Source organism: Salinicola peritrichatus (genome assembly GCF_003206715.1).
GTDB classification, from domain to species: Bacteria; Pseudomonadota; Gammaproteobacteria; order Pseudomonadales; family Halomonadaceae; genus Salinicola; species Salinicola peritrichatus.
The window spans coordinates 46,301-67,492 of sequence record NZ_PZJU01000028.1 but is presented as its reverse complement, the minus strand read 5'-3'; the positions used below and the strand labels follow the sequence as shown (position 1 = coordinate 67,492).

The following is a 21,192-nucleotide window of genomic DNA, read 5'->3' as shown; positions in this document are numbered from 1 at the left end:
TGCCCGTTCCTGCTTAAATGCGCAGCTCGAAAGGTTAAGCCGGTGAGGATAGGCGTAAGCTGTGCCTGGCAAAAAGAAGGAGAGCATGCGCCTATGAATGCCCATGACAACACGGTGACCCGGCTGCCGTCGGCAGTGGCGGAGAGCGGCGATCAAATTGCCTGGATGCGTCGGGAGCTGGTCGAGTTGCTCGATCGTCTGTCCCGGAACGGCGAAGGAAAGATGGCGACGGCCATCACCGGACTCTGGATCAATCGCCTGAGCGTGCCGCACCCGCCCAAGCACGCCATTCATGAACCGGTTTTCAGCGTGATCGCGCAGGGGGGCAAGCGCCTCGCCATCGGCGAAGAAATCTACGCCTACGATCCGATGCACTACCTGGTCTCCGCTGTCGACTTGCCGGTGCTGGCCGAAGTCACCGACGCCAGCAGCGAACGACCCTATCTGGGCATGAGCCTGGCGCTCGACAGCGAACTGATCGGTGAACTCATTCACGCCGACGAACTCGTGCCGACCCGCGCCGAGGAGCCGGTTCGCGGTCTCTACGTCAACCGCCTGGACGCTTCCTTGCTGGACGCCGTATTGCGCCTGCTGCGCTTGCTGGAAACCCCGGAGGAGATCGACTTCCTGGCGCCGCTGATCCAGCGCGAGATCGTCTATCGCCTGCTGCGCAGCGGCCAGGGCGCGCGCTTGCGTCAACTGGCTCTGAGGGACAGCCAGACCCAGCGCATCGCCGCTGCCATACGACTGCTGCAGGAACGTTTCGACCAGCCGCTTTCCATCGCGGCGTTGGCCGACAATGTGCACATGAGCGTGTCGTCGCTGCACCACCACTTCAAGGCGGTCACTGCGGTGAGTCCGCTGCAGTTTCAGAAACAGCTGCGGCTGCAGGAAGCTCGGCGTCTGTTGCTCGGCGGCGATATCGAAGTGACCGCTGCCGCCCAGCGTGTCGGCTACGAAAGCCCGTCGCAGTTCAGCCGCGAATACCGGCGCCTCTTCGGCCTGGCCCCACAGCGGGACCGACAGCGCTGGCGGCAGGGAACATGAACAAACAGCCCCCCAGCGCGTATCAGGGAATCATCCCCGGCATCATCCGATAGTAGAGATTGAACAGGATCCACAGCGTACCGCCGCCCATGATGGTCAGAATCAACAGGGTGAACAGGATCAACTGCAGATCCTCGCGCTTGTTCCTGGCCAGCGTGATATGCAGGAAGAAGCGAAAGTGCACCACGATCTGCACGATCGCGCAGGCCGCGATGCTTCCGTACAGCGTCAGGGGTTCGATCTCGGCGTAGGCGACCAGCCCAAAGGGAATCAGCGTCAGAACTAGGGCTGCGAGAAGTCCCCAGACATAGCCGCGGCGTTCTGCCACCAGTTCCTTCGCTTCCTCGTCGGAGAGTTCACGTTTTTTGGAAAGCGCGCGTCGGCTCATGTCAGCCCTCCCAGATAGACCAGTGAAAAGATGCAGATCCAGACGATGTCGAGGAAATGCCACAGGATCGCCAGACGCAGCAGACCGGTCTTGACGAAACTGTCCAGGCCATGGACGGCGATCTGCCCCAGCAGGGCGATCAGCCAGATGCAGGCGGCCAGCACGTGCAGGCCATGCAGCGGCACCAGCGAGAAGAACGCCGAGATGAATCCGCTGCGACTGGGCACGCCGCCCTTGCCGAACATGGTATGGAAATCCTTGAGCTCATAGGCGATGAACGCCACCCCCAGCAGCAGGGTAACGATCAGCCAGATCACCAGCGGTTTGGTGTCCTCCCGGTACTTGAGCGCCAGCGATGCCATGCCGAAGGTGAAGCTGCTCGTCAACAGGATCAGGGTTTCGATGAAGACGCTTTTCATCTCGAACAGCTCATGCGGTCCCGGGCCGCCGGCGGTGCCACCGAGCATGACCACGTAGGTCGCGAACAGCAGTCCGAAGATGACGAAATCGCTCATCATGAAGACCCAGAAACCGAAGATCATCTCCTCGCGGGTGTCTTCGGCGTCGGCATGGGCGGGCCCCAGATTGAGGCCGGGATGGCGCATGGCAGTTCGGGTCATTGCACGGCTCCATTCACCGGTGGCACGGGCAGCCCCTGGTTTTCGGGTGACTGTTCCTTCGAGCGGTCGACCGGCGTCGTCTTGCGCACGCACTCGAGCCAGGCCAGGTGGGTACGGCGGACTTCGTCGCTGCTGATCACCCGGGTCGTCTTGCGCACGAAACCGCGGGCGATCACCGCGACCAGCGTGACCACGCCGGCGAGAATGACCAGCCACCATATGTACCAGGTCAGGCCGAAGGCCATCGCGCTACCCGTCACCGCAATGATCACGCCCATGGCACTGTTGGCGGGCATGACGATATCCGGAAACTCGTCCGGTACCTGGTGCGCCTTGCCCTGTTCCTTCTCGCTCATGTAGGCGTCGCGGGAATGGACCTCGGGAATGACCGGAAAGTTGTATTCCGGGGGTGGGGAGGAGGTCGACCACTCGAGGCTGCGGCCATCCCAAGGGTCGCCCGCGGTCATCATGTTCTGATGACGATCGCGAATGCTCACCCATAGCTGGATCAACAGGCACAGCATGGCGAACAGGATCACCAGCGCACCGAAACCGGCGATGAGGGTCCAGGGCAGATAGGCGGGTTCGAAGAACGTCAGCGAACGACGCGGCATGCCCAACACGCCCAGCACATAAAGCGGAAAGAAGGCCAGCATGAAGCCGACGATCCAGGAGTAGGCCGCACGTCGTCCCCAGCGTTCTTCGAGCCGGAACCCGAGCGCCTTGGGAAACCAGAAATTGGTTGCCGAAAGCATGCCGAAAAGCAGTCCCGGAATCAGCATGTTGTGAAAATGCGCGATCAAGAACAGTGAATTGTGTACCTGGTAGTCGACGCTGGGCGTGGCGAGAATGATGCCGGTCAGGCCGCCCAGCACGAACAGCATGATGAAGCCGATGGCGTAGATCATCGGTACCGACAGGCGGACGCGGCCCCGGTACATGGTCAGCATCCAGTCGTAGACTTTCACGCCGGTGGGAATGCCGATCAGCATGGTGGCGATGCCAAAGGCGGCGTTGACGGCGGCGTCCTGTCCCATGGTGAAAAAGTGATGCAGCCAGACGATGAAGGAGAGTATGGAGATACAGATCGTTGCGACGACCAGGACGGGATAACCAAAGATCCGCTTGCCGGAAAAGGTCGAGAATATTTCCGAAAAGATACCGAAGGGCGGCAGGATCAGGATATAGACTTCGGGGTGACCGAAGGCCCAGAAAAGATTGACGTAATTCATCATGTTGCCGCCCAGATCGCTGGTGAACATATGGAAGTCGAGATAGCGATCCAGCGCCAGCAATGCCGTGGCGACGGTCAACGGCGGCATGCCGAAGATCATCAGTATGGCGGTGGTGAGTGCCGTCCAGGTAAATAATGGCATGCGAAACAGCTTCATGCCGGGCGCCCGCTTCTTGTAGATGGTCACCGCGAAATTGATGCCGGTGAGTGTCGAGGAAAGCGTGGAAAGCGTTACCGCCCAGATCCAGTAATCGACGCCTGGCCCCGGATTGTAGGCGCGCTCGGTATAAGGCGGATACCCGCTCCAGCCACCGGTGGAAAAGGGCGTGAAAACCAGCGAGATCATGACGATTGCCGCCCCCGCCGCGGTCAGGCCAAGACTGATCTGGTTCATGACCGGAAAGGAGAGGTCGCGCGCACCGATCTGCAATGGCATGACGTAGTTGATGATCCCGGTGAGAAAAGGCATCGCCATGAAAAAGATCATGATGGTGCCGTGGGTGGTGAAGAATTCACCGAAATGCTCGGGGGAGAGAAACCCGCCATCCAGTCCGACGGCCTGCTGGGCGCGCATGAACACCGCCTCGATGACGGCGCGGGCCAGCATCACGATCGCGATCACGATGAACATGATGCCGATTTTCTTGTGATCCGGGCTGGTCAGCCATTCCGACCACAGATATTTCCACTTGCCCAGCCAGGTCACCAGGATCACGACGCCGAGCGCGCCGAGGACCACCAACGCGCCCGCGCCACCGGAAATCACCGCATTGATGATCTTGAAGGTGGTGGGGTCCTTGAGTGCATCCCAGAAAGGCAGGGTGTCCCAGTCAAGCTTGCCGAATATGAAGTCCGGTAAATCACCACTCACTGCGACGTCTCCTTGTCCTGGGGCAACGTTGGCTTCGGGGGAGTCTGTTGCTTCGGGGGAAGCGCTTGATAGGCAACGGGGTGCATGGCGGCTTGCTGGTGAGGCGCGGGATTGTGCACCGCCGATTCAAAAGGGGCATCGTCGACGATGCCACGGAACAGATCGCGCGGTATCGGCGCGAAACGAATCGGTTCGCCACGCTGATACGAGGTGAGCCCCAAGGCACGGGCGGCATCAGCGGTATCGCCCTGTTGTACCAGGACCTCCTCGTAGCGTTGCCGATCCAGCGGTTGTCCCTGTCGATGGGCATGTGCGATGAAGTCGTCGAACTGCCGGTCATCGACGACCCGCACGGTGAAGCGTTGGTGGTGAAAGCCGCCGCCGTTGTATTGCATGTTCTTGCCTGCAAAGCGGCCAGTGTGATTGGCCTGGAGATGCAGCTTCGTGACCATGCGGTTCATCGCATCGATCTGGCCGCCGAGTGCGGGAATGAAAAAGGTCTGCAGTACCGTGGCGGAGGTCAGTTGAAAGGAGATCGGGCGGTCCGCCGGCAGCACCAGTTGGCCCATCGTCGCGATGCCTTGCTCCGGATAGATGAAAAGCCACTTCCAGTCGAAACCGACGACCTGTACTTGCAGCGGTGCCTTGTCGGAATCGAGAGGGCGATAGGGGTCGAGCCGATGGGTCTGCTGCCATAACACCACCGCCAGGATGGCGACGACGATGACAGGCACGCCCCACATCATGACGTCGAGCCAGCGAGACATGTCCCAGTGGGGGCGATAAGGCGCTTTACCGCCGTACCGATAGCGCCAGAGGATCCAGGGCGTCTGAATGATGACCGGCAATACCACGATCATGGTCATTGCCACGACGAACCAGAAATGCTGGCGCTGTGCCTGAGCGATCGGCCCCTGAGGATCGAGAAAAGTGATATGGGTCGCGCTACAACCCGTCAGCAAGGTCACCGGCGACCAGCCCAAGATCCGGCTCAAAACCCAGGGAAGTGGCGAGCCGCGTCGCGATGTCTGTGGCTGTTCTGACACGGGAACGTCTCCGAAACATCCTGTTTCGTATGAAACGATATGGGTTCCTCTAATATAGAAACGATTTCCCGTATCGACATTGCTTCAGGTTACTGCTCCCTCGAACTCATGGATCACGACCCTCCGCGATGAAATTTTCTGATGGGGTAAATTATATGAGGCTATTACCGAACGCTTTGAACAAGACACAGACTATCAGCGCAGCCCTTGCGGACTGTGGCCTGGCCGATGATCGACATGTCGCGGGCGATTTCTCTCGGGGGCTGTGGGCAACGTTTCGATGGACGAAAGGCTACCTTCGCCGGTTGGACAGCCGCTTCGCTTCCCTTATATATCTGGCTGTGCCCGTTTGAGCGTGGATCGGCCGTGCCTGGGAATGGCATCGATGGAAGGGTTCAGGCGATCGTGTCGCGACCTGACAGGGTACCGATATCGGGTACGCACTCGCGACAGCCACGCCAGGGGTAGCTTCAGCATCCTGTTACAGGCCCACTGCCGAGCAGTGATCAGAAGGAGAAACAGCGTGACTAGCGATAACCGTAAACCGACGACGAACGATTCCGGCATTCCGGTCTCAAGCGACGAACATGCCCTTTCGATAGGCGCCGATGGCCCGATCGTGTTCCACGATCACTATCTGATGGAGCAAATGGCGGCGTTCAACCGCGAAATGATCCCGGATCGTCAGCCTCACGCCAAGGGCGGCGGTGCCTTCGGTCATTTCGAGGTGACCCACGACGTCAGCCGCTACACCAAGGCGAAATTCCTCCAGCCGGGTGCCAAGACCGACGTATTGATCCGCTTTTCCACCGTTGCCGGCGAGTCCGGCAGTCCTGACACCTGGCGCGACCCGCGCGGCTTCGCGGTGAAGTTCTATACCGAGGAAGGCAACTTCGACATGGTGGGCAACAATACCCCCGTGTTCTTCGTCCGCGACCCGATGAAGTTCCAGCACTTCATTCACTCCCAGAAGCGCCGCGCCGACAACGGCCTGCGCGACCACGACATGCAGTGGGACTTCTGGACGCTGGCCCCGGAATCGGCACACCAGGTGACCTGGCTGATGGGCGACCGGGGCATTCCGGCGACCTGGCGGCATATGGATGGCTTCTCCAGCCACACCTACATGTGGGTCAATGCCGAGGGCGAGCGTTTCTGGGTCAAGTACCACTTCAAGACCGATCAGGGCATCAAGTGCATGACCCAGGAGCAGGCCGACAGGATGGCCGGCGCCGACGCCGACTATCACCGCCGGGATCTGTTCGAAGCGATCAAGCGCGGCGACTATCCGACCTGGACGCTGAAGATGCAGATCATGCCGTTCGAGGATGCCAAGCACTATCGCATCAACCCGTTCGACCTGACCAAGGTCTGGCCCCATGGGGACTATCCGCTGATCGAGGTAGGCAAGCTGACTCTCGATCGCAACCCGACCGACTACCATACCCAGATCGAACAGGCCGCGTTCGAGCCCAACAACATGGTGCCCGGCACCGGCCTGTCGCCGGACAAGATGCTGCTGGCGCGTTCGATCTCCTATGCCGATGCGCACCGTGCCCGTCTGGGCGGCAACTACAAGCAGATACCGGTCAACATGCCCAAGTGTCCGGTGCACAGCTACAGCAAGGGCGGCGCCATGCGCATCCACAACGTCAGCGATCCGGTCTACGCCCTCAACTCCAAGGGCGGCCCCCAGGCCGATCCCGGGCGCTACCCGGAAGATGCGGTATGGGCCGCTGACGGCGAGTTCGTGCGTAGCGCCTATACCCTGCGCCCGGCGGACGACGACTACAGTCAGGCCAATGTTCTGATCAACAAGGTGATGGACGAGGCCGCGCGCGATCGCCTGGTCAGCAATGTGGTGGGCCACGTACTGGGTGGCGTCGAGGAGCCGGTACTGTCACGCGTCTTCGAATATTGGCGCAACATCGACGAAACCATCGGCAATCGGATCGAGGAAGGGGTCAGGGCTGGCCGCGACAGGTAGCGTCCCGCAAGAGCCTGTTCACAATCTGCTGCGCGTCGGCCAAACGTTGTTGAAAACGACTTCGGAATACTCATTTACTCCTATGTAAACTCCGTTTCCTTAGTCGTTTTCGCCTAGTTTGATCCTAGCTCGCGCGATCGTGAACGGGCTCTAAGATCCCGACTTCGCAGGCGGAGAAAGAGGGCCCCGTCCATCGCAAGATGGGCGGGGCCTTTTCGTGTCTCCCGCGTCGGTGTCGGCAATACAACGTAAGTATGGGATACATCCTGAAACTTCTGCTGACGCAATCGGTCACATGACTCGCTGTAAGTCACCGTTCATCGGCTGGCGGATTCGCGATCCGCCGGCCCGTCACAGGAGTTGAATCATATGGTCAGGTTGCGTTGGTTAGTGCGTTGTGGTGCATCGCGGCGTTGGCGCTTGCTCAGGAGCATGACGACTACGTCGGCTTGACGTTGTCGACACCCTATCCGCAGCAGACGCTGGGGTTGAAGGATTCCATCGATATTCCCGTCGACATCGAAAACGCCGGTCTCGATCCCCAGGCGGTACGGTTGAGCGTCGATCGGTTGCCGCCGGGCTGGAAGGCGCATTTCGTGGGCGGCGATCGCAACATCGGTTCGGTCTTCGTCGGTCACGACGACAGTCGCTCGGCCACGTTGGTGGTGGAACCAGGCAAGGACGCCAAGGAGCAGCAGGACTACCGGCTGCGCCTGGTCGCCACGGGAGAGGGAGGCCGCCAGTCGAGACTTCCCATCACTCTGACCTTCGACAAGACGCCGCCGGCGACCCTGGACATGACGGCCACGTTGCCGACCCTCAAGGGCTCGTCTTCCACCGACTTCACCTACCATCTGACCCTCGACAACAAGAGCCACCAGGACGTCGACGCCAATCTGACGGCGGATGTGCCCGAGGATTTCCAGGTCGATTTCTCGCCCCAGTACGGTTCGGAAAGCATCACCAGCCTGCCGCTCAAGGCGGGTGAGTCGAAGAAGCTCGACGTCAAGGTCCACATGCCGGCGCGCATCGCCGCCGACACCTATCCGATCACGGTCCATGCCACGGCCGGTGAGCTGAGTTCCGAAGCCGATCTGCAGGCAGTGGTGACGGGATCGCCGCGGCTGAGTCTGAGCACGCCCAGCGGGCAACTCTCCGGCTCGGTCTACGCCGGCGAAGACACTACCGTGCAACTGGTGCTGACCAACACCGGCAGTGCGCCGGCGCACGACGTCAAGCTCAGTGCCAACGCACCGCAGCACTGGCAGGTGAAGTTGGATCCCGACACCGTTTCCACCCTGGCACCCGGCGACCAGGCCAAGGTGAGCGCGACCCTGTCGCCCTCGGACAAGTCCCTGGCCGGCGATTTCATGGTCGGTTTCGAGGCCCGCGCCGATCAGGGTGCCGCTTCCGCCAGTGCCGATTACCGTGCCACCGTCTCGACCTCGACGATGTGGGGCTTGATCGGCGTGTTGATCGTCGTCGCCGCGCTGCTGGTCGTGGCCTTTGCCGTGATGAGGTTCGGTCGCCGATGAACACTTCCGTGATCAGTGCCCAGCGACTCAGCAAGCGATATGGCGTTCACAGCGCCGTCGAATCGCTCGACCTCGAGATCGCCGAGGGTGAGATTTTCGGCATGCTGGGGCCCAACGGCGCGGGCAAGACCACCACGATCCTGATGCTGCTCGGCCTGACCGAGCCGAGCGAGGGAGAGATCTCGGTGGTCGGCCTCGACCCGCGGCGCCAGCCGCTGTCGGTCAAGCGCCAGGTCGGTTACCTGCCCGACACGGTTGGCTTCTACGACGACATGAGCGGGCGCGAGAACCTCGGTTACAGCGCCTCGCTGATGGGCTGGTCGCGCCGCGCCGCCCGCGAGCCGATCGCGCGTGCCCTCGAACGGGTGGGGCTGGAGAATGCCGCCGACCGACGCGTGGGAACCTACTCGCGCGGCATGCGTCAGCGCCTGGGGTTGGCCGAACTGCTGCTCAAGGAGCCCAAGGTGGCGATCCTCGACGAGCCGACGCTGGGCCTCGACCCCGAGGCGGCGGAGTGGTTCCTGGCGACGATCCGGGGGCTCAAGCAGGAGGGGATGACGGTGCTGCTCTCCTCGCATCTGCTGGCCAAGGTGCAGACGGTGTGCGACCGGGTCGGCCTATTCCAGCGTGGACGCATGGCGATGTGCGGCACGGTCGCCGAGCTGGCCGACGAGGTTCTCGGCGTGACCCAGCGGGTCGAACTGGAAGCCGTGGCGCCCGCCGGCCGGGAAGACGAACTGGCGGTGGCGCTCGATGGCATCGCCGGCGTCCAGCGGACGACACCGGTGGCCGGCGGCTTTCGGGTCGAGACCCAGGGCGATCTGCGCAGCGCGCTGGTCCGGACCGTCATCGAACACGGTGGCGAGGTCCAGGGCGTGACCCTGCAGCGGCCGGGACTCGAGGAGATCTATCGGCGCTATTTCGAGGAGGTCAACGATGAAACGTGAAGGTTCGCCCTGGACCGGGCTGTCGGCGGTCGCCGCCAAGGAGCTCGCCGATCATCTCTCGTCGATGCGCATGGTGATCCTGGAGATCCTGGTGGTCATCGCCGCCATCGGCGCCGCCTATACCGCTGGCGAGCAACTCAAGGCCACTGTGGCGGAGAGTTCGTTCGCATTCCTGGCGCTGTTCACCACGGCCCAGTCGCCGCTGCCGTCGTTCGTCTCGTTCCTGACCTTCTTCGTGCCCCTGATCGCCATTGGCCTGGGGTTCGACGCGGTCAACGGCGAGCAGAGCCGGGGCACGCTCAGCCGCATCCTGTCGCAGCCGATCTATCGCGATGCGTTGCTGACCGGCAAGCTGATGGCGGCGATGGCGACCCTGGCGATGGTGCTGGTGGCGCTGTGGCTGCTGATCACCGGGCTCGGCATCCTGTTCCTGGGATTGCCGCCGAGTGCCGAGGCGGTCGCCCGCGGGCTATGGTTCCTGGTCGCCACGCTGTTCTACGGCGGCGTGTGGCTGGCGGCGGCGATGTTCTTCTCTATCGTCTTCCGCCAGGCCACCACCTCGGCGATGGCATCGCTCGGGCTGTGGCTGTTGCTGGTGGTGCTGTGGCCGCTGGCGTCCCAGTTCCTGGCCCAGGCGCTGGAGCCGATCCGCTACGGGCTGCCGCAGGAGCAACTGGCCCAGATCAACCTGGCCCATGCGCTGGCCCGGCTGTCGCCCAATACGTTGTATGGAGAGACGGTGACGGCGCTGCTGGATCCCTCGGTGCGTACGCTGGGGCCGGTATTCATCTCCCAGCTCCAGGGTGCGATCCCGGGCAGTCCGCTGCCGCTGACTCAGAGTTTGCTGGTGATCTGGCCGCAACTGGTGAGCCTGATCGCGGCCACCGTGCTGCTGTTCGCCCTGGGGTATCTGGTGTTTCAGCGCCGCGAGATCCGTGCCTGAGGATCTTGTACGATCTGCTGCGCATCGGCCAAACGTTGTTGAGCCGGAGCGCAGCGGAGACAATAGCTGAAGGCTGGCCCGTAGGGCGAACGAAGCGAGTCAAACGACCTGGAGCGCCAGCCCGGTCCTTTCCTCAGTCGTTTTCGCCTAGTTTGGCTCTAGCTCGCAAGATCGTGAACAGGTTCTGAAAATCTGAACTGGAAGGCGCTGGCTCTGGGGTCGGCGTCTTCCCTTTTATTCATGGGCCCTCTTGATGGGCTTCATTGGCCGCGCTGCCACTGCGTCAGGTCGATGCGGGCGGCGAGCATCAGCTGGCCCAGATTGAGCTGGCTGACCGCCACCGGATTGAGCGCATCGTCGAAGCCGTAGCCCTCGCGCTGGTGCAACAGCGCCAGGGTCAGATACTCCGCCTCGCCCTGGCGATAGTGCACGAACCAGCAGTGTCCGCCGACCGAGAGATGGGTGTCGATCAGCGGCAGCAGGCGTTCCGCCGCTTGGCGGGTGAAATCGGTGAAGTTGATTTCACCGCTGCGATAGCGCGTGAGCGCAAGGGCGAAGCGGGAGCCCGAGGATGCCTCGGTGTCGCCGCCTTCTTCCTCGTCGTCCCCCGGTTCGGCATCGCCCTCGGCGAAATGGCCCCACGCCTTGGGTTTGCCATGAAAACTCGAATTGAAGCTTGCCAACAGCGACTCCGCCACGCTGGAGTCGGATATCGCCTCGCCGCCGGTCAACGTGGCGGGGTGATCGTCGCTCTGTTTATCGATGCGATGGGCGCAGGCTTGCAGTATCGGCATGAGGTGACTCGTGAAACGTGAATGGCGGGGCGCTTGGCGACCCGCTGAGAGAAGTGGGCCATAGGCTTCGCATCAGGGGCGGAGACGATAGCCGGTGCGGAAGATCCAACTGATGATGGCCAGGCTGACCGCCAGGAACACGCCCACCATCACCAGGCTGGCGATGATATTGACGTCGCTGATGCCGTAGAAGCTCCAGCGGAATCCGCTGACCAGGTAGACCACGGGATTGGCCAGGGTCACCGCCTGCCAGAACGGCGGCAGCATGTCGATGGCGTAGAAACTGCCGCCGAGGAAGGTCAGCGGGGTGATGATCAACAGCGGCACCAGTTGCAGCTTTTCGAAGCTGTCGGCCCAGATGCCGATGATGAAGCCGAGCAGACTGAAGGTGATCGCGGTCAACACCAGGAACAGCAGCATCATGAAGGGATGCTGAATATGCAGATCGACGAAGAAGTTGGCCGTGGCCAGAATCACCAGCCCCAGGATCGCCGACTTCGAGGCCGCGGCGCCGACATAGCCGAGCACGATCTCGAAGTACGAGATCGGCGCCGACAGCACTTCGTAGATGGTGCCGGTGAACTTGGGGAAGAAGATCCCGAACGAGGCGTTGGAGACGCTCTGGGTCAGCAGCATCAGCATGATCAGCCCGGGCACGATGAACGCCCCGTAGCTGACACCCTCGACCTCCTGGATACGCGAGCCGATGGCGGCACCGAAGACGACGAAATAGAGCGAGGTGGAGATGACCGGCGACACCAGGCTCTGCAGCAGGGTACGTCCGGCCCGGGCCATCTCGAAAGAGTAGATGGCGCTTACGGCTTGAAGGTTCATTGGCGCTCTCTGACCAGGTTGACGAAGATCTCCTCCAGCGAACTCTGCTTGGTATGGAGATCCTTGAAGCGGATGCCGGCGGCCTCGATCTCGTTGAGCAGGGTGCTGATGGCGACCCGATCACCGCTATCGGTATCGTGGGAGTCGTAGGTGTAGACCAGCACGTTGCCGTCGTCGGCCAGGCTCAAAGGGTATCGGGCCAGCGCCGGTGGCACGCTGGCCAACGGTTTCTGCAACTGCAGCGTCAGTTGCTTGCTGCCGAGCTGGCGCATCAGTGCCGCTTTCTCGCGTACCAGCACGATCTCGCCACGATTGATCACGCCGATGCGGTCGGCCATCTCCTCGGCTTCTTCGATGTAATGGGTGGTCAGGATGATGGTCACGCCGCTCGAGCGCAGTTCCCGCACCACTTCCCACATGTCGCGCCTGAGCTCGACGTCGACTCCTGCGGTGGGCTCGTCGAGGAACAGGATCTCCGGCTCGTGAGCCAGCGCCTTGGCGATCAGCACGCGGCGTTTCATCCCGCCGGACAGGGTGATCAGCTTGTTCTTGCGCTTGTCCCACAGCGAGAGCGCCTTGAGCACCTGCTCGATGTGCGCCTTGTCGGGTTTGCGCCCGAACAGTCCACGGCTGAAGCGCACCGTGTTCCAGACGTTCTCGAAGGCATCGCTGGTCAACTCCTGCGGCACCAGGCCGATCTTGGCCCTGGCCGCACGGTAGTCGCTGACGTTGTCGTGACCGTCGATCAGCACGCTGCCGGCGCTGGCGTTGACCAGCCCGCAGATGATGCTGATCAACGTCGTCTTACCGGCGCCATTGGGGCCGAGCAGGGCGAAGATCTCGCCGCGCTGAATTTCCAGGTCGATCCGCTTGAGCGCTTCGAAGCCCGAATCGTAGCGTTTGGAGAGGCCGGAAACAGCGATCACCGGCGCCGGATGAGTGGCTGGTATCTCGGTGCGTGTGGCTTGCTCGGGAGCTGTAGACGTCTCGTGACTCATGAAGGCGGTACGTCGTGACGGAATAGGGGCGACTATTGTAGGCGAAAAAGGTCCACTGCTGGGTTCGGAGTCTGGCAGAGAATGAAAAAACCGGCGCAAAGCCGGTAATACTGTGCGGGTCGAGAAATGCCTTCAACCGAGTCGGCAACGGCTAGGATCGATCGCTATCCGGCGTGCGGGCTTGTCGCAGCAGTTCAACGACTTCCTCGTCTTCGGTCTGGTCGAAATGGCGGTAATGACTACCGACGGCGCCGAAATCGGCGGGCACCGAGAGGCAGACGATGTCGTCCGCCAGGTCGCGGAGTGCTTCCAGCGCCATCGGCGAGGCAACCGGTACGGCCAGCGTCACGCGGGCGGCGCCGGCCTTGCGCATCGCCTTGAGCGCCGCTTCCGCGGTACTGCCCGTGGCGATGCCGTCATCGATCAGCATGATGCAGCGTCCGGCCACGTCGACGTCGGGGCGGTCACCGAGATAGCGCGCCCGATAACGCTCGATCTCATCCAGCCGGCGCGCTTTCTCGGTGGCCAAATGAATGTCCGAGGCGCGGGTCATCTCCACCGCCTCGGCATTCAGAGTCACCTGGGGCGAGGCGCCATCGACGACGGCGCCGATACCGACCTCCGGCAGGTTGGGTGCGCTGATCTTGCGCACGATCAACAGATCGAGCGGGACATCGAGTGCCTGGGCGACCTCGAACGCCACGGGAACGCCGCCGCGCGGCAGCGCCAGAATGACATCGGGCCTTGGCGTGTCGTGCAACCTGTCGGCCAGTTGGCGTCCCGCTTCCCGACGGTCGGCGAAGAGCATTTGCTGGGTGCGCAATGGCATCCGAGGCCTCCTTGATCCGACAACACTTGCCGTACTACCGCATGAATCGGAACGAAGGATGAGTCAGGATTCCCGGTTGTGCTTGGGCTTGTCCTTTCGCGAAGCGGAGGCCATCTTTTCGAGTTCCTTCTCGTCCATCGATTCGTACATCGATTTCGATGCACCTTTGAGTTCGCCGACCTTCTTCTCGCCACGTTTGGCCGCCAGAGCGGCGCCGGCCGCCATCTGCTGGGATTCGGATTTGGCTGGCATCGCGTTGTCTCCTTTGAAAGCCATGATGCTGACTATTGCAGCGTAGAAACGGAATGGGTTCTCGACCATGGCGAAAAAGTAACGATTTGCTTAATCACCTATTTATGGCTCGATCTCGTGAGATTGGTAGCGTTATCCGTTCGCGGGTTTGACCGTCGTTAAGTCCGCAGAGGGTGGCTTGCCTGGCCATGTCTCGTGAGACGGGCATCGTGCGAGCGAAACCGACGGGTTTACGCTATACCGAGAGAGGCAGAAACCGAAAAAGGCAAAGAAATCATTCAGGAGAACCGCTCATGTCGCATTCCAAACTCTGGCGTCAAGCTGCCTTCGGCATCCTGATCACCGCGCTGCTCGCCGGCGGCCTGACGGGATGCACGACAACGACCTCCGCCGATCGCGAGAGTACGCTGACCCAGCGCGAGCAGCTCGACAGCGACGTACAGAAGACACTCGCCCGTCTTTACCGTGCGGTGCCCGAGTCGCGCTCGCTGGCGCAGCAGGCGGAAGGCGTACTGGTGTTTCCGGGCGTGCTGGGGGCCAGCTTCATCGTCGGCGCCAGTCATGGCGACGGCGAACTGCTGATCGACGGCGCCAAGGCAGGGTATTACACCACTACCAGCGGTTCGATCGGCTTTCAGGCCGGGGCCCAGTCCCAGGCGGTGGTCTATCTGCTGATGACCGAGAAGGCGCTCAACCGCGTGCGCAGCGACAACAGTTGGTCGGTCGGTGCCAGCGCCGGCGTGGCGGTGGCGGATATCGGCGCCAACGGACAGATCACCAACAACACCGCCAACAAGGAGGTCATCGCCTTCGTCATGAACAACCAGGGTATCCAGGGAGGCGTTTCACTCAACGGCGCTCGGATTTCCAAGGCGAATCCCTGAATGGCGACGGCGTGAGCCGAGTGCAAGAAACCCACCGTGCGGTGGGTTTCTTCGTTGCAGGAGGGCGGGGAGTCACGCCGGCTCGGGCAGTTCGGCGTTGTGGTAGACGTTCTGCACGTCGTCGAGGTCGTTGAGCATGTCGAGGAATTTCTCGAACTGGGCCACGTCATCGCTTTCGATCGGTGTCATCGTCTGCGGCAGGAACTGGATCTCGTCGGCCTCGAAGTCGATTTCGCCGAAGGCGTCGATCAACGCCTGCTTGGCCTTGGCGTATTCGGTATGCGGCGCGAACACGGTGATCCGGCCGTTCTCGTTTTCGATGTCGGTGACGTCGACGTCGGCTTCCATCAATGCTTCGAGCACGGCTTCCTCGTCTTCACCGGCGAAGGCGAAGATCGCACAGTGGTCGAACATGTGGCTGACACTGCCCTGGGTGCCGATCTTGCTCTTGTTCTTGGTGAAGCAGCCGCGGACGTCGCCGTAGGTGCGGTTGGGGTTATCGGTCAGGCAGTCGACGATGACCATGCAGTTGCCGGGGCCGAAGCCTTCGTAGCGTGCGGGGGAGAAATCCTCGCCGCCGGCGCCCTTGGCCTTGTCGATCGCTTTCTCGATGACGTGCGAGGGTACCTGATCCTTCTTGGCCTTTTCGATCAGGCCGCGCAAGGCCAGATTGCCGCTGGGGTCAACGCCGCCCGACTTGGCGCAGACGTAAATCTCGCGGCCGTACTTGCTGTAGACCTTGGTTTTGGCGGCGGCCGTCTTGGCCATGGATTCCTTGCGGTTCTGGAAGGCCCTGCCCATTTTTACTACCTATCAGGTTGGCTACGACGGCGGCGATTTTACTCAACATTGCGGCGATATTGCAGGTTTATTTGCCCGTTCTCGTATCAAGCGAACGCCTGGATGGATGAAACGAGGCCAAGAGCGGCGGGCTTTGCTATCCTGCCGCGCCGGACCATGACAGCGTCAGTCGGGGAGTCCATGGCTGGCTTGGTGTTTACCGAGCACCGTCACCAGGGTTCTTATACCGATTCAGGAGCATTCACCGTGCCCGAGACCTCATCAGGCGAAGCCTTCTCTTCCTTGCCTCTCGCTGCCGAGTTGTTGGACAACCTCGACTCGCTCGGGTATCGCACGATGACGCCGATTCAGGCGCAAAGCCTGCCATGGATCCTGAAGGGACAAGACCTGATCGGGCAGGGCAAGACCGGTTCGGGCAAGACGGCGGCGTTCGGATTGGGCGTGTTGTCCGCGCTCGATGTCTCGCGTTTTGACGTACAGGCATTGGTGCTCTGCCCGACTCGCGAGTTGGCGGATCAGGTGGCCGAAGAGTTGCGCCGGCTGGCGCGGATGCTGGCCAACGTCAAGGTGTTGACGCTCTGCGGCGGCGCTCCGCTGGGGCCGCAGTTGAATTCGCTAGCGCATGGTGCGCACGTCGTCGTCGGCACGCCGGGGCGGGTCGAAGAGCATCTGCGCAAGGGCTCGCTGAGCCTTTCGGGACTTTCGCTGCTGGTGCTGGATGAAGCGGACCGCATGCTGGACATGGGGTTTCAGGCGGCCCTGGAAACGATCGTCGCGGCTACGCCGACCAGCCGCCAGACGCTGCTGTTCAGTGCGACCTACGGCGAGGGCATTCGGCCCGTCGCCCAACGCATGCTGCACGATCCCGTTCGGGTCAAGGTGGACTCGACTCACGACGACCGGAGCATTCGCCAGCACTTCCACCAGGTGGCGGACGAGCCCGCCCGCTTCCCGGCGCTATGCCGTTTGCTGTTGCACTATCGTCCCGAATCCAGCGTCGTCTTCTGCAATACCCGCAAGGAAACCCGGGCCGTGGCCGACGCCTTGAACGAGGCGGGCTTCAGTGCCCAGCCGCTGCATGGCGATCTGGAACAGCGCGACCGCGACCAGACCCTGATCCGATTCGCCAACAGGAGTCTCTCGATCCTGGTCGCCACGGACGTGGCGGCACGCGGGTTGGATATCGAAGCCCTGGATGCGGTATTCAATTATCAGCTCGCGCGTGAACTCGAGAGCCACATTCACCGGATCGGACGCACGGGGCGCGCCGGCGCTCGGGGCGTGGCCTGCACGCTGTTGACCGCAAACGAAACCCACCGGTTCGAGCGGTTAGCCGATTTCGTGGGTGAGCGACTCACGCTCGAACCGTTACCGGAACCTGCGACGGTCGAACAGCGCCCTTTCCAGCCCATAATGGAGACCCTGCAGATCGACGCCGGCAAGAAGCAGAAGATTCGCCCCGGCGACATTCTAGGGGCCTTGACCACCGGCGATGGCGACGCGGCGCTTCGTGGCGATCAGATCGGAAAGATCAAGGTGTTCGAGCGCACGGCTTATGTGGCGGTCGAACGCTCGATTGCCGAAAAGGCCCTTGCTACCTTGCGTGCCGGTACACTGAAAGGGCGCAGTTGCCGGGCGCGTCGGGTCGGAAACCAAGGAGAATCATGAAGGTACCCAAGCGATTGCAGCCATTGATCGAGGATGGATTGATCGATGAGGTCGTCAGCCAGCTGATGAGCGGCAAGGAAGCGCAGGTATTCGTCGTTCGCTGTGGCGACGAGTTGCGTTGTGCCAAGGTCTTCAAGGAGGCGAGGCAGCGCAGTTTCAAGCAAGCGGTAACCTACCAGGAAGGCCGGAAGGTTCGTAACAGCCGGCGGGCGCGGGCGATGTCGAAAAAGACTCGCTATGGCCAGCGCGAGCAGGAATCCGCCTGGTTGAACGCCGAGGTCGACGCGCTCTACCGCCTGGCCGATGCCGGCGTACGGGTGCCGACGCCGCATGGCTTCGTCGACGGTGTGTTGCTGATGGAAATGATCACCGACGCGGAGGGGCACGTCGCGCCACGTCTGGATGACATCGAACTGACGCCCGATGTGGCGCGTGACTATCACGATCGATTGATCCGCGAAGTCGTGCGAATGCTGTGCGCCGGCCTGATTCATGGCGATTTGTCGGAGTTCAATATCCTGGTCGGCGCCGATGGTCCGGTGATCATCGACCTGCCGCAGGCAGTGGATGCCGCCGGCAACAACAACGCGCCCTGGATGCTGGTGCGCGATGTCGACAACCTGCGGAGCTATTTCGGCCGTTTTGCACCTGAGTTGTCTGGTACCGACTACGGCAAGGAAATCTGGGCGCTTTATGAGGCAGGGGAGCTCCACCCGGACAGTCGCCTGACGGGACGTTTCGAAGCGGATTCGACGCGGATCGACGTCAGCGATGTCATGCGGGTAATCGACGACGCTCGACAAGAGGCGGAGGAGCGACAGGCGCGCGAGAGGGGCGACGACGAAGCCCCGGGAATCGACGACTCAAGCTTCCGGTGAGCATCTACACTGTTGGCCTATGTGCTTTTAACCGACATACGTGACATCGCCCTACTTCAGGAGTCTGCTATGCAAGTCGTCAACCTCAAGGCCCCTGGCGGCCTCGATCAACTCAATCTTCGCGACGTCGAAGATCCCGGCGAGCCGGGACCTGGCGAAATTCATGTACGCCTGCACGCCAGTTCGCTCAATTTTCACGACTATATCGTCGCCAGCGGCAAGTCCCCGACCGAGGATGGCCGCATTCCGATGGCGGATGGCGCCGGCGTGGTCGAGGCGATAGGCGAGGGCGTCGATGAATTTTCGGTCGGCGATCGCGTCGTCTCGACCTTCTTTCCTCACTGGCTGGAAGGCCCGGCGCGGGTCGGTGATTTCAAGACCACGCCCGGTGATGGTGTCGATGGCTATGCCCGTGAGCAGGTGGTGCGTCCGGCCACCTGGTTTACCCACGCCCCCAAGGGCTACAGCCACGCCGAAGCCGCGACCCTGACCACCGCCGGTCTCACCGCCTGGCGCGCGCTGGTCGTCGATGGCGGCCTCAAGGCCGGTGACACCGTGCTGACGCTGGGGACCGGCGGCGTCTCGATCTTCGCCCTGCAGCTCGCCAAGGCGATGGGCGCGACGGTGATCGCGACCTCCTCTTCCGACGAGAAGATCGCCAAGCTGCGCGAGTTGGGCGCGGATCACACGGTCAACTACCGCGAAGAGCCGGAGTGGGGCAAGAAGGTTCAGGAGCTGACCCGGGGACGCGGCGTCGAACACGTGATCGAGGTCGGCGGCCCCGGCACCCTGCCGCAATCCATCGATGCCGTGGCCATCGCCGGCCACATCGCTCTGATCGGCGTGCTGACCGGTCGCGGCGGCGAAGTGCCCACCGCCAAGCTGATGGCGAAACAGGCCAAGCTCCAGGGCCTGATCGTCGGTAGCCGGCGCCACCAGATCGAGATGGTCCGCGCGCTCGAGACGAGCGGGGTCAAGCCGGTGATCGACCGCACCTTCTCACTTGCCGAGATCGCCGATGCCTTCCGGCATCAGGAGTCTGGCAAGCATTTCGGCAAGATCTGTCTGGAATTCTGATCTCCTCGACGGCTTGCCGCCGAAGCGCCGCCGGGGACGGTTCCGGCGGCGCTTTTCGTTCACGCATTACTTGCGCGAGGCGGGGCGTAGATCGTAGTCGAAGTACTGGTTCATCAGCGCTTCGAAGCTGCCGTCGGCATAGACGCTGTCCAGTGCCTGGTTGAAGGCTTCGGCGAGTGCCTCGTCGCGGGGGCGCACGGCGATAGCGTTGCCGCGCCCGAAGATCGACTCGGGGCGATCGATACGCGGACCGATCTGTACGTATTCGCTATCGGCCTTGCCGATCCCCAGCGTATCGAGCGCTACCGGATAGTTGAGGAACGCCAGATCGAGGCGCTGCGATTCCAGATCCAAGGCAACGTCCGCCGCCGTGGCGTAACGCTGGATGTCGAGCGTGTCAGCGTAACGCTGGGTGATATAGGCATCCTGGGTCGTTCCGCGCTGGACGCCCACCGACAGCCCCTTCAACGAATTCGGATCGTCGATCGACACTTCGGTACCGCGCCGGGCGACCCAGACCTTGGGCGACATGGCGTAGGGCTCGGTGAACAGCACCTGGCGCTCCCGGGCCGGGGTGATGCGCATCGATGACATGATGGCGTCGTACTTGCGGGAAAGTAGCCCGGGAATGATGCCGTCCCAGCCTTGCACGACCCATTCGCAGTTGAGCTTGGCCCGCTGGCAGAGTTCGTTGCCGAGGTCGATCTCGAAGCCCGCCAATTCGCCATCAGCGTTGCGATACTCGAACGGGGGATAGGGTACATCTACCGCGATGCGGACGTGTCGAGGCTCATCGGCCTGGGCGGTGGCGATGATGCCCAGCCCCAGTGTCAGCAGCGTCAAGGGCCGGGCAAGTCGGCGTGGCGAATGTCGTATCATGCCTATTTCCTTTGTTATTGAATGAAAAGGTATTCTCAAGAAACCGTTAGGTATGTTGGCGCAGTCGACGAGGCATGACCAGCGTGAAGGGGCGGAATTGACGCGTTGTCATCTGGCGTGGCTAATCTGAAACCTGATATTCACCGGGAGAGAGAAAATGAACTGTATTTTCTGCGATATCGTCGCGGGCCGCGCGCCATGCCATAAAGTCTGGGAAGACGAATCGCATCTGGCTTTTCTCTCCATCTTTCCCAATACCCGGGGTTTCACGGTGGTGATTCCCAAGGCCCACCATCCGAGTTATGCGTTCGATCGCGACGACGAGGTGCTGACCGAACTCATCGTCGCCACCAAGCGGGTGGCCAAAAGGTTGGACCGCGCGCTGGACGGCGTGGCGCGTTGCGGCATGTTCTTCGAGGGCTATGGCGTCGATCATCTCCATGCCAAGCTCTTCCCCATGCACGGCACGGGTGACGACGCGGCGTTCAAGCCGATCGAATCCAAGGTCGACAAGTACTTCGAGGTCTACGAAGGTTATCTTTCCTCGCACGACTACAAGCGCGCCGACGATGCCGAACTGGCGGCGCTGGCAAGCTACATTCGCGAACATGGCGGTAGCTGAAGCGTTGCCCGCCGATTGGCTTTCCAACCAGGCATCCAACCTGTAACTTGGCACCACC

21 protein-coding genes are annotated in these 21,192 nt (G+C 61.9%); 10 read left to right on the top strand and 11 right to left on the bottom strand.

Annotated elements, in window-relative coordinates:
* The first annotated feature begins 93 nt into the window (after positions 1 to 93).
* The gene (locus tag DOM57_RS11515) at positions 94 to 1,047 is read left to right on the top strand and encodes an AraC family transcriptional regulator (protein WP_110649335.1); all 954 of its coding nucleotides are present in this window, start codon (positions 94 to 96) and stop codon (positions 1,045 to 1,047) included.
* Between the two features lie 22 nt (positions 1,048 to 1,069).
* Here the strand turns inward: DOM57_RS11515 and cyoD are convergent, their stop codons facing one another.
* Genes cyoD through DOM57_RS11495 form a run of 4 tightly spaced genes read right to left on the bottom strand, consistent with a single transcriptional unit; the run spans position 1,070 to position 5,206 of the window.
* Positions 1,070 to 1,435, bottom strand: coding sequence for a cytochrome o ubiquinol oxidase subunit IV (gene cyoD / locus DOM57_RS11510; RefSeq protein WP_110649334.1), 366 nt, complete (start codon positions 1,433 to 1,435; stop codon positions 1,070 to 1,072).
* Positions 1,432 to 2,055 (bottom strand): cytochrome c oxidase subunit 3, encoded by a 624-nt coding sequence (locus DOM57_RS11505; protein ID WP_110649333.1) that lies wholly within the window; start codon positions 2,053 to 2,055, stop codon positions 1,432 to 1,434. The genes cyoD and DOM57_RS11505 overlap by 4 nt, the downstream gene beginning before the upstream one ends.
* Positions 2,052 to 4,160 (bottom strand): cbb3-type cytochrome c oxidase subunit I, encoded by a 2,109-nt coding sequence (locus tag DOM57_RS11500; protein ID WP_110649332.1) that lies wholly within the window; start codon positions 4,158 to 4,160, stop codon positions 2,052 to 2,054. Before DOM57_RS11500 ends, DOM57_RS11505 begins: the two co-directional genes overlap by 4 nt.
* Entirely contained in the window at positions 4,157 to 5,206 is a 1,050-nt protein-coding gene (locus DOM57_RS11495) for a cytochrome ubiquinol oxidase subunit II family protein (RefSeq protein WP_162619515.1), read from the bottom strand. Before DOM57_RS11495 ends, DOM57_RS11500 begins: the two co-directional genes overlap by 4 nt.
* Before the next feature lie 523 nt (positions 5,207 to 5,729).
* Here DOM57_RS11495 and DOM57_RS11490 point away from each other — a divergent pair.
* The 4 genes from DOM57_RS11490 (at position 5,730) to DOM57_RS11475 (ending at position 10,618) form a co-directional block, all read left to right on the top strand.
* Positions 5,730 to 7,193, top strand: coding sequence for a catalase (locus DOM57_RS11490; RefSeq protein ID WP_204352949.1), 1,464 nt, complete (start codon positions 5,730 to 5,732; stop codon positions 7,191 to 7,193).
* A gap of 383 nt (positions 7,194 to 7,576) precedes the next feature.
* Entirely contained in the window at positions 7,577 to 8,728 is a 1,152-nt protein-coding gene (locus DOM57_RS11485; RefSeq protein ID WP_110649329.1) for a COG1470 family protein, read from the top strand.
* Complete coding sequence (locus DOM57_RS11480; protein ID WP_110649328.1) at positions 8,725 to 9,675, top strand: ABC transporter ATP-binding protein; 951 nt, start codon at positions 8,725 to 8,727, stop codon at positions 9,673 to 9,675. The genes DOM57_RS11485 and DOM57_RS11480 overlap by 4 nt, the downstream gene beginning before the upstream one ends.
* On the top strand, positions 9,665 to 10,618 hold the full coding sequence (locus DOM57_RS11475) for an ABC transporter permease (RefSeq protein ID WP_110649327.1): 954 nt from the start codon (positions 9,665 to 9,667) through the stop codon (positions 10,616 to 10,618). The genes DOM57_RS11480 and DOM57_RS11475 overlap by 11 nt, the downstream gene beginning before the upstream one ends.
* A gap of 260 nt (positions 10,619 to 10,878) precedes the next feature.
* Here the strand turns inward: DOM57_RS11475 and DOM57_RS11470 are convergent, their stop codons facing one another.
* The 5 genes from DOM57_RS11470 to DOM57_RS11450 all read right to left on the bottom strand — a co-directional run bounded on the left by DOM57_RS11470 (position 10,879) and on the right by DOM57_RS11450 (position 14,325).
* Positions 10,879 to 11,412: a nucleoid-associated protein gene (locus tag DOM57_RS11470; RefSeq protein ID WP_110649326.1), complete on the bottom strand. Its 534-nt coding sequence runs from the start codon at positions 11,410 to 11,412 to the stop codon at positions 10,879 to 10,881.
* Positions 11,413 to 11,484: 72 nt separating this feature from the next.
* Entirely contained in the window at positions 11,485 to 12,246 is a 762-nt protein-coding gene (locus tag DOM57_RS11465; protein WP_110649325.1) for an ABC transporter permease, read from the bottom strand.
* A complete protein-coding gene (locus DOM57_RS11460; protein ID WP_110649324.1) occupies positions 12,243 to 13,244 on the bottom strand; it encodes an ABC transporter ATP-binding protein in 1,002 nt (333 codons plus the stop codon). The genes DOM57_RS11465 and DOM57_RS11460 overlap by 4 nt, the downstream gene beginning before the upstream one ends.
* A 151-nt stretch (positions 13,245 to 13,395) precedes the next feature.
* A complete protein-coding gene (locus tag DOM57_RS11455; protein WP_110649323.1) occupies positions 13,396 to 14,073 on the bottom strand; it encodes a phosphoribosyltransferase in 678 nt (225 codons plus the stop codon).
* A 63-nt stretch (positions 14,074 to 14,136) separates the two neighbouring features.
* Positions 14,137 to 14,325 (bottom strand): DUF3008 family protein, encoded by a 189-nt coding sequence (locus DOM57_RS11450; RefSeq protein WP_110649322.1) that lies wholly within the window; start codon positions 14,323 to 14,325, stop codon positions 14,137 to 14,139.
* A gap of 293 nt (positions 14,326 to 14,618) precedes the next feature.
* Here DOM57_RS11450 and DOM57_RS11445 point away from each other — a divergent pair, with 293 nt between their 5' ends.
* Positions 14,619 to 15,209, top strand: coding sequence for a BPSL1445 family SYLF domain-containing lipoprotein (locus DOM57_RS11445; protein ID WP_110649321.1), 591 nt, complete (start codon positions 14,619 to 14,621; stop codon positions 15,207 to 15,209).
* Positions 15,210 to 15,281: 72 nt separating this feature from the next.
* Here the strand turns inward: DOM57_RS11445 and DOM57_RS11440 are convergent, their stop codons facing one another.
* Positions 15,282 to 16,010: a YebC/PmpR family DNA-binding transcriptional regulator gene (locus DOM57_RS11440; protein ID WP_110649320.1), complete on the bottom strand. Its 729-nt coding sequence runs from the start codon at positions 16,008 to 16,010 to the stop codon at positions 15,282 to 15,284.
* Between the two features lie 246 nt (positions 16,011 to 16,256).
* Here DOM57_RS11440 and dbpA point away from each other — a divergent pair, with 246 nt between their 5' ends.
* The 3 genes from dbpA (at position 16,257) to DOM57_RS11425 (ending at position 19,633) form a co-directional block, all read left to right on the top strand.
* A complete protein-coding gene (dbpA, locus tag DOM57_RS11435; protein ID WP_239496193.1) occupies positions 16,257 to 17,678 on the top strand; it encodes an ATP-dependent RNA helicase DbpA in 1,422 nt (473 codons plus the stop codon).
* Complete coding sequence (locus DOM57_RS11430) at positions 17,675 to 18,556, top strand: PA4780 family RIO1-like protein kinase (RefSeq protein ID WP_110649318.1); 882 nt, start codon at positions 17,675 to 17,677, stop codon at positions 18,554 to 18,556. Before dbpA ends, DOM57_RS11430 begins: the two co-directional genes overlap by 4 nt.
* A gap of 69 nt (positions 18,557 to 18,625) precedes the next feature.
* Positions 18,626 to 19,633 carry a zinc-dependent alcohol dehydrogenase family protein gene (locus DOM57_RS11425; protein WP_110649317.1) on the top strand — a complete coding sequence of 336 codons (1,008 nt, stop codon included), beginning with the start codon at positions 18,626 to 18,628 and terminating at the stop codon, positions 19,631 to 19,633.
* Positions 19,634 to 19,699: 66 nt separating this feature from the next.
* Here DOM57_RS11425 and DOM57_RS11420 read toward each other — a convergent pair whose 3' ends face one another.
* Positions 19,700 to 20,512, bottom strand: coding sequence for a transporter substrate-binding domain-containing protein (locus DOM57_RS11420; RefSeq protein WP_110649316.1), 813 nt, complete (start codon positions 20,510 to 20,512; stop codon positions 19,700 to 19,702).
* 157 nt (positions 20,513 to 20,669) lie between these two features.
* Between DOM57_RS11420 and DOM57_RS11415 the strand changes: the two genes are divergently transcribed.
* A complete protein-coding gene (locus DOM57_RS11415) occupies positions 20,670 to 21,134 on the top strand; it encodes an HIT family protein (protein ID WP_110649315.1) in 465 nt (154 codons plus the stop codon).
* Positions 21,135 to 21,192: the final 58 nt, after the last annotated feature.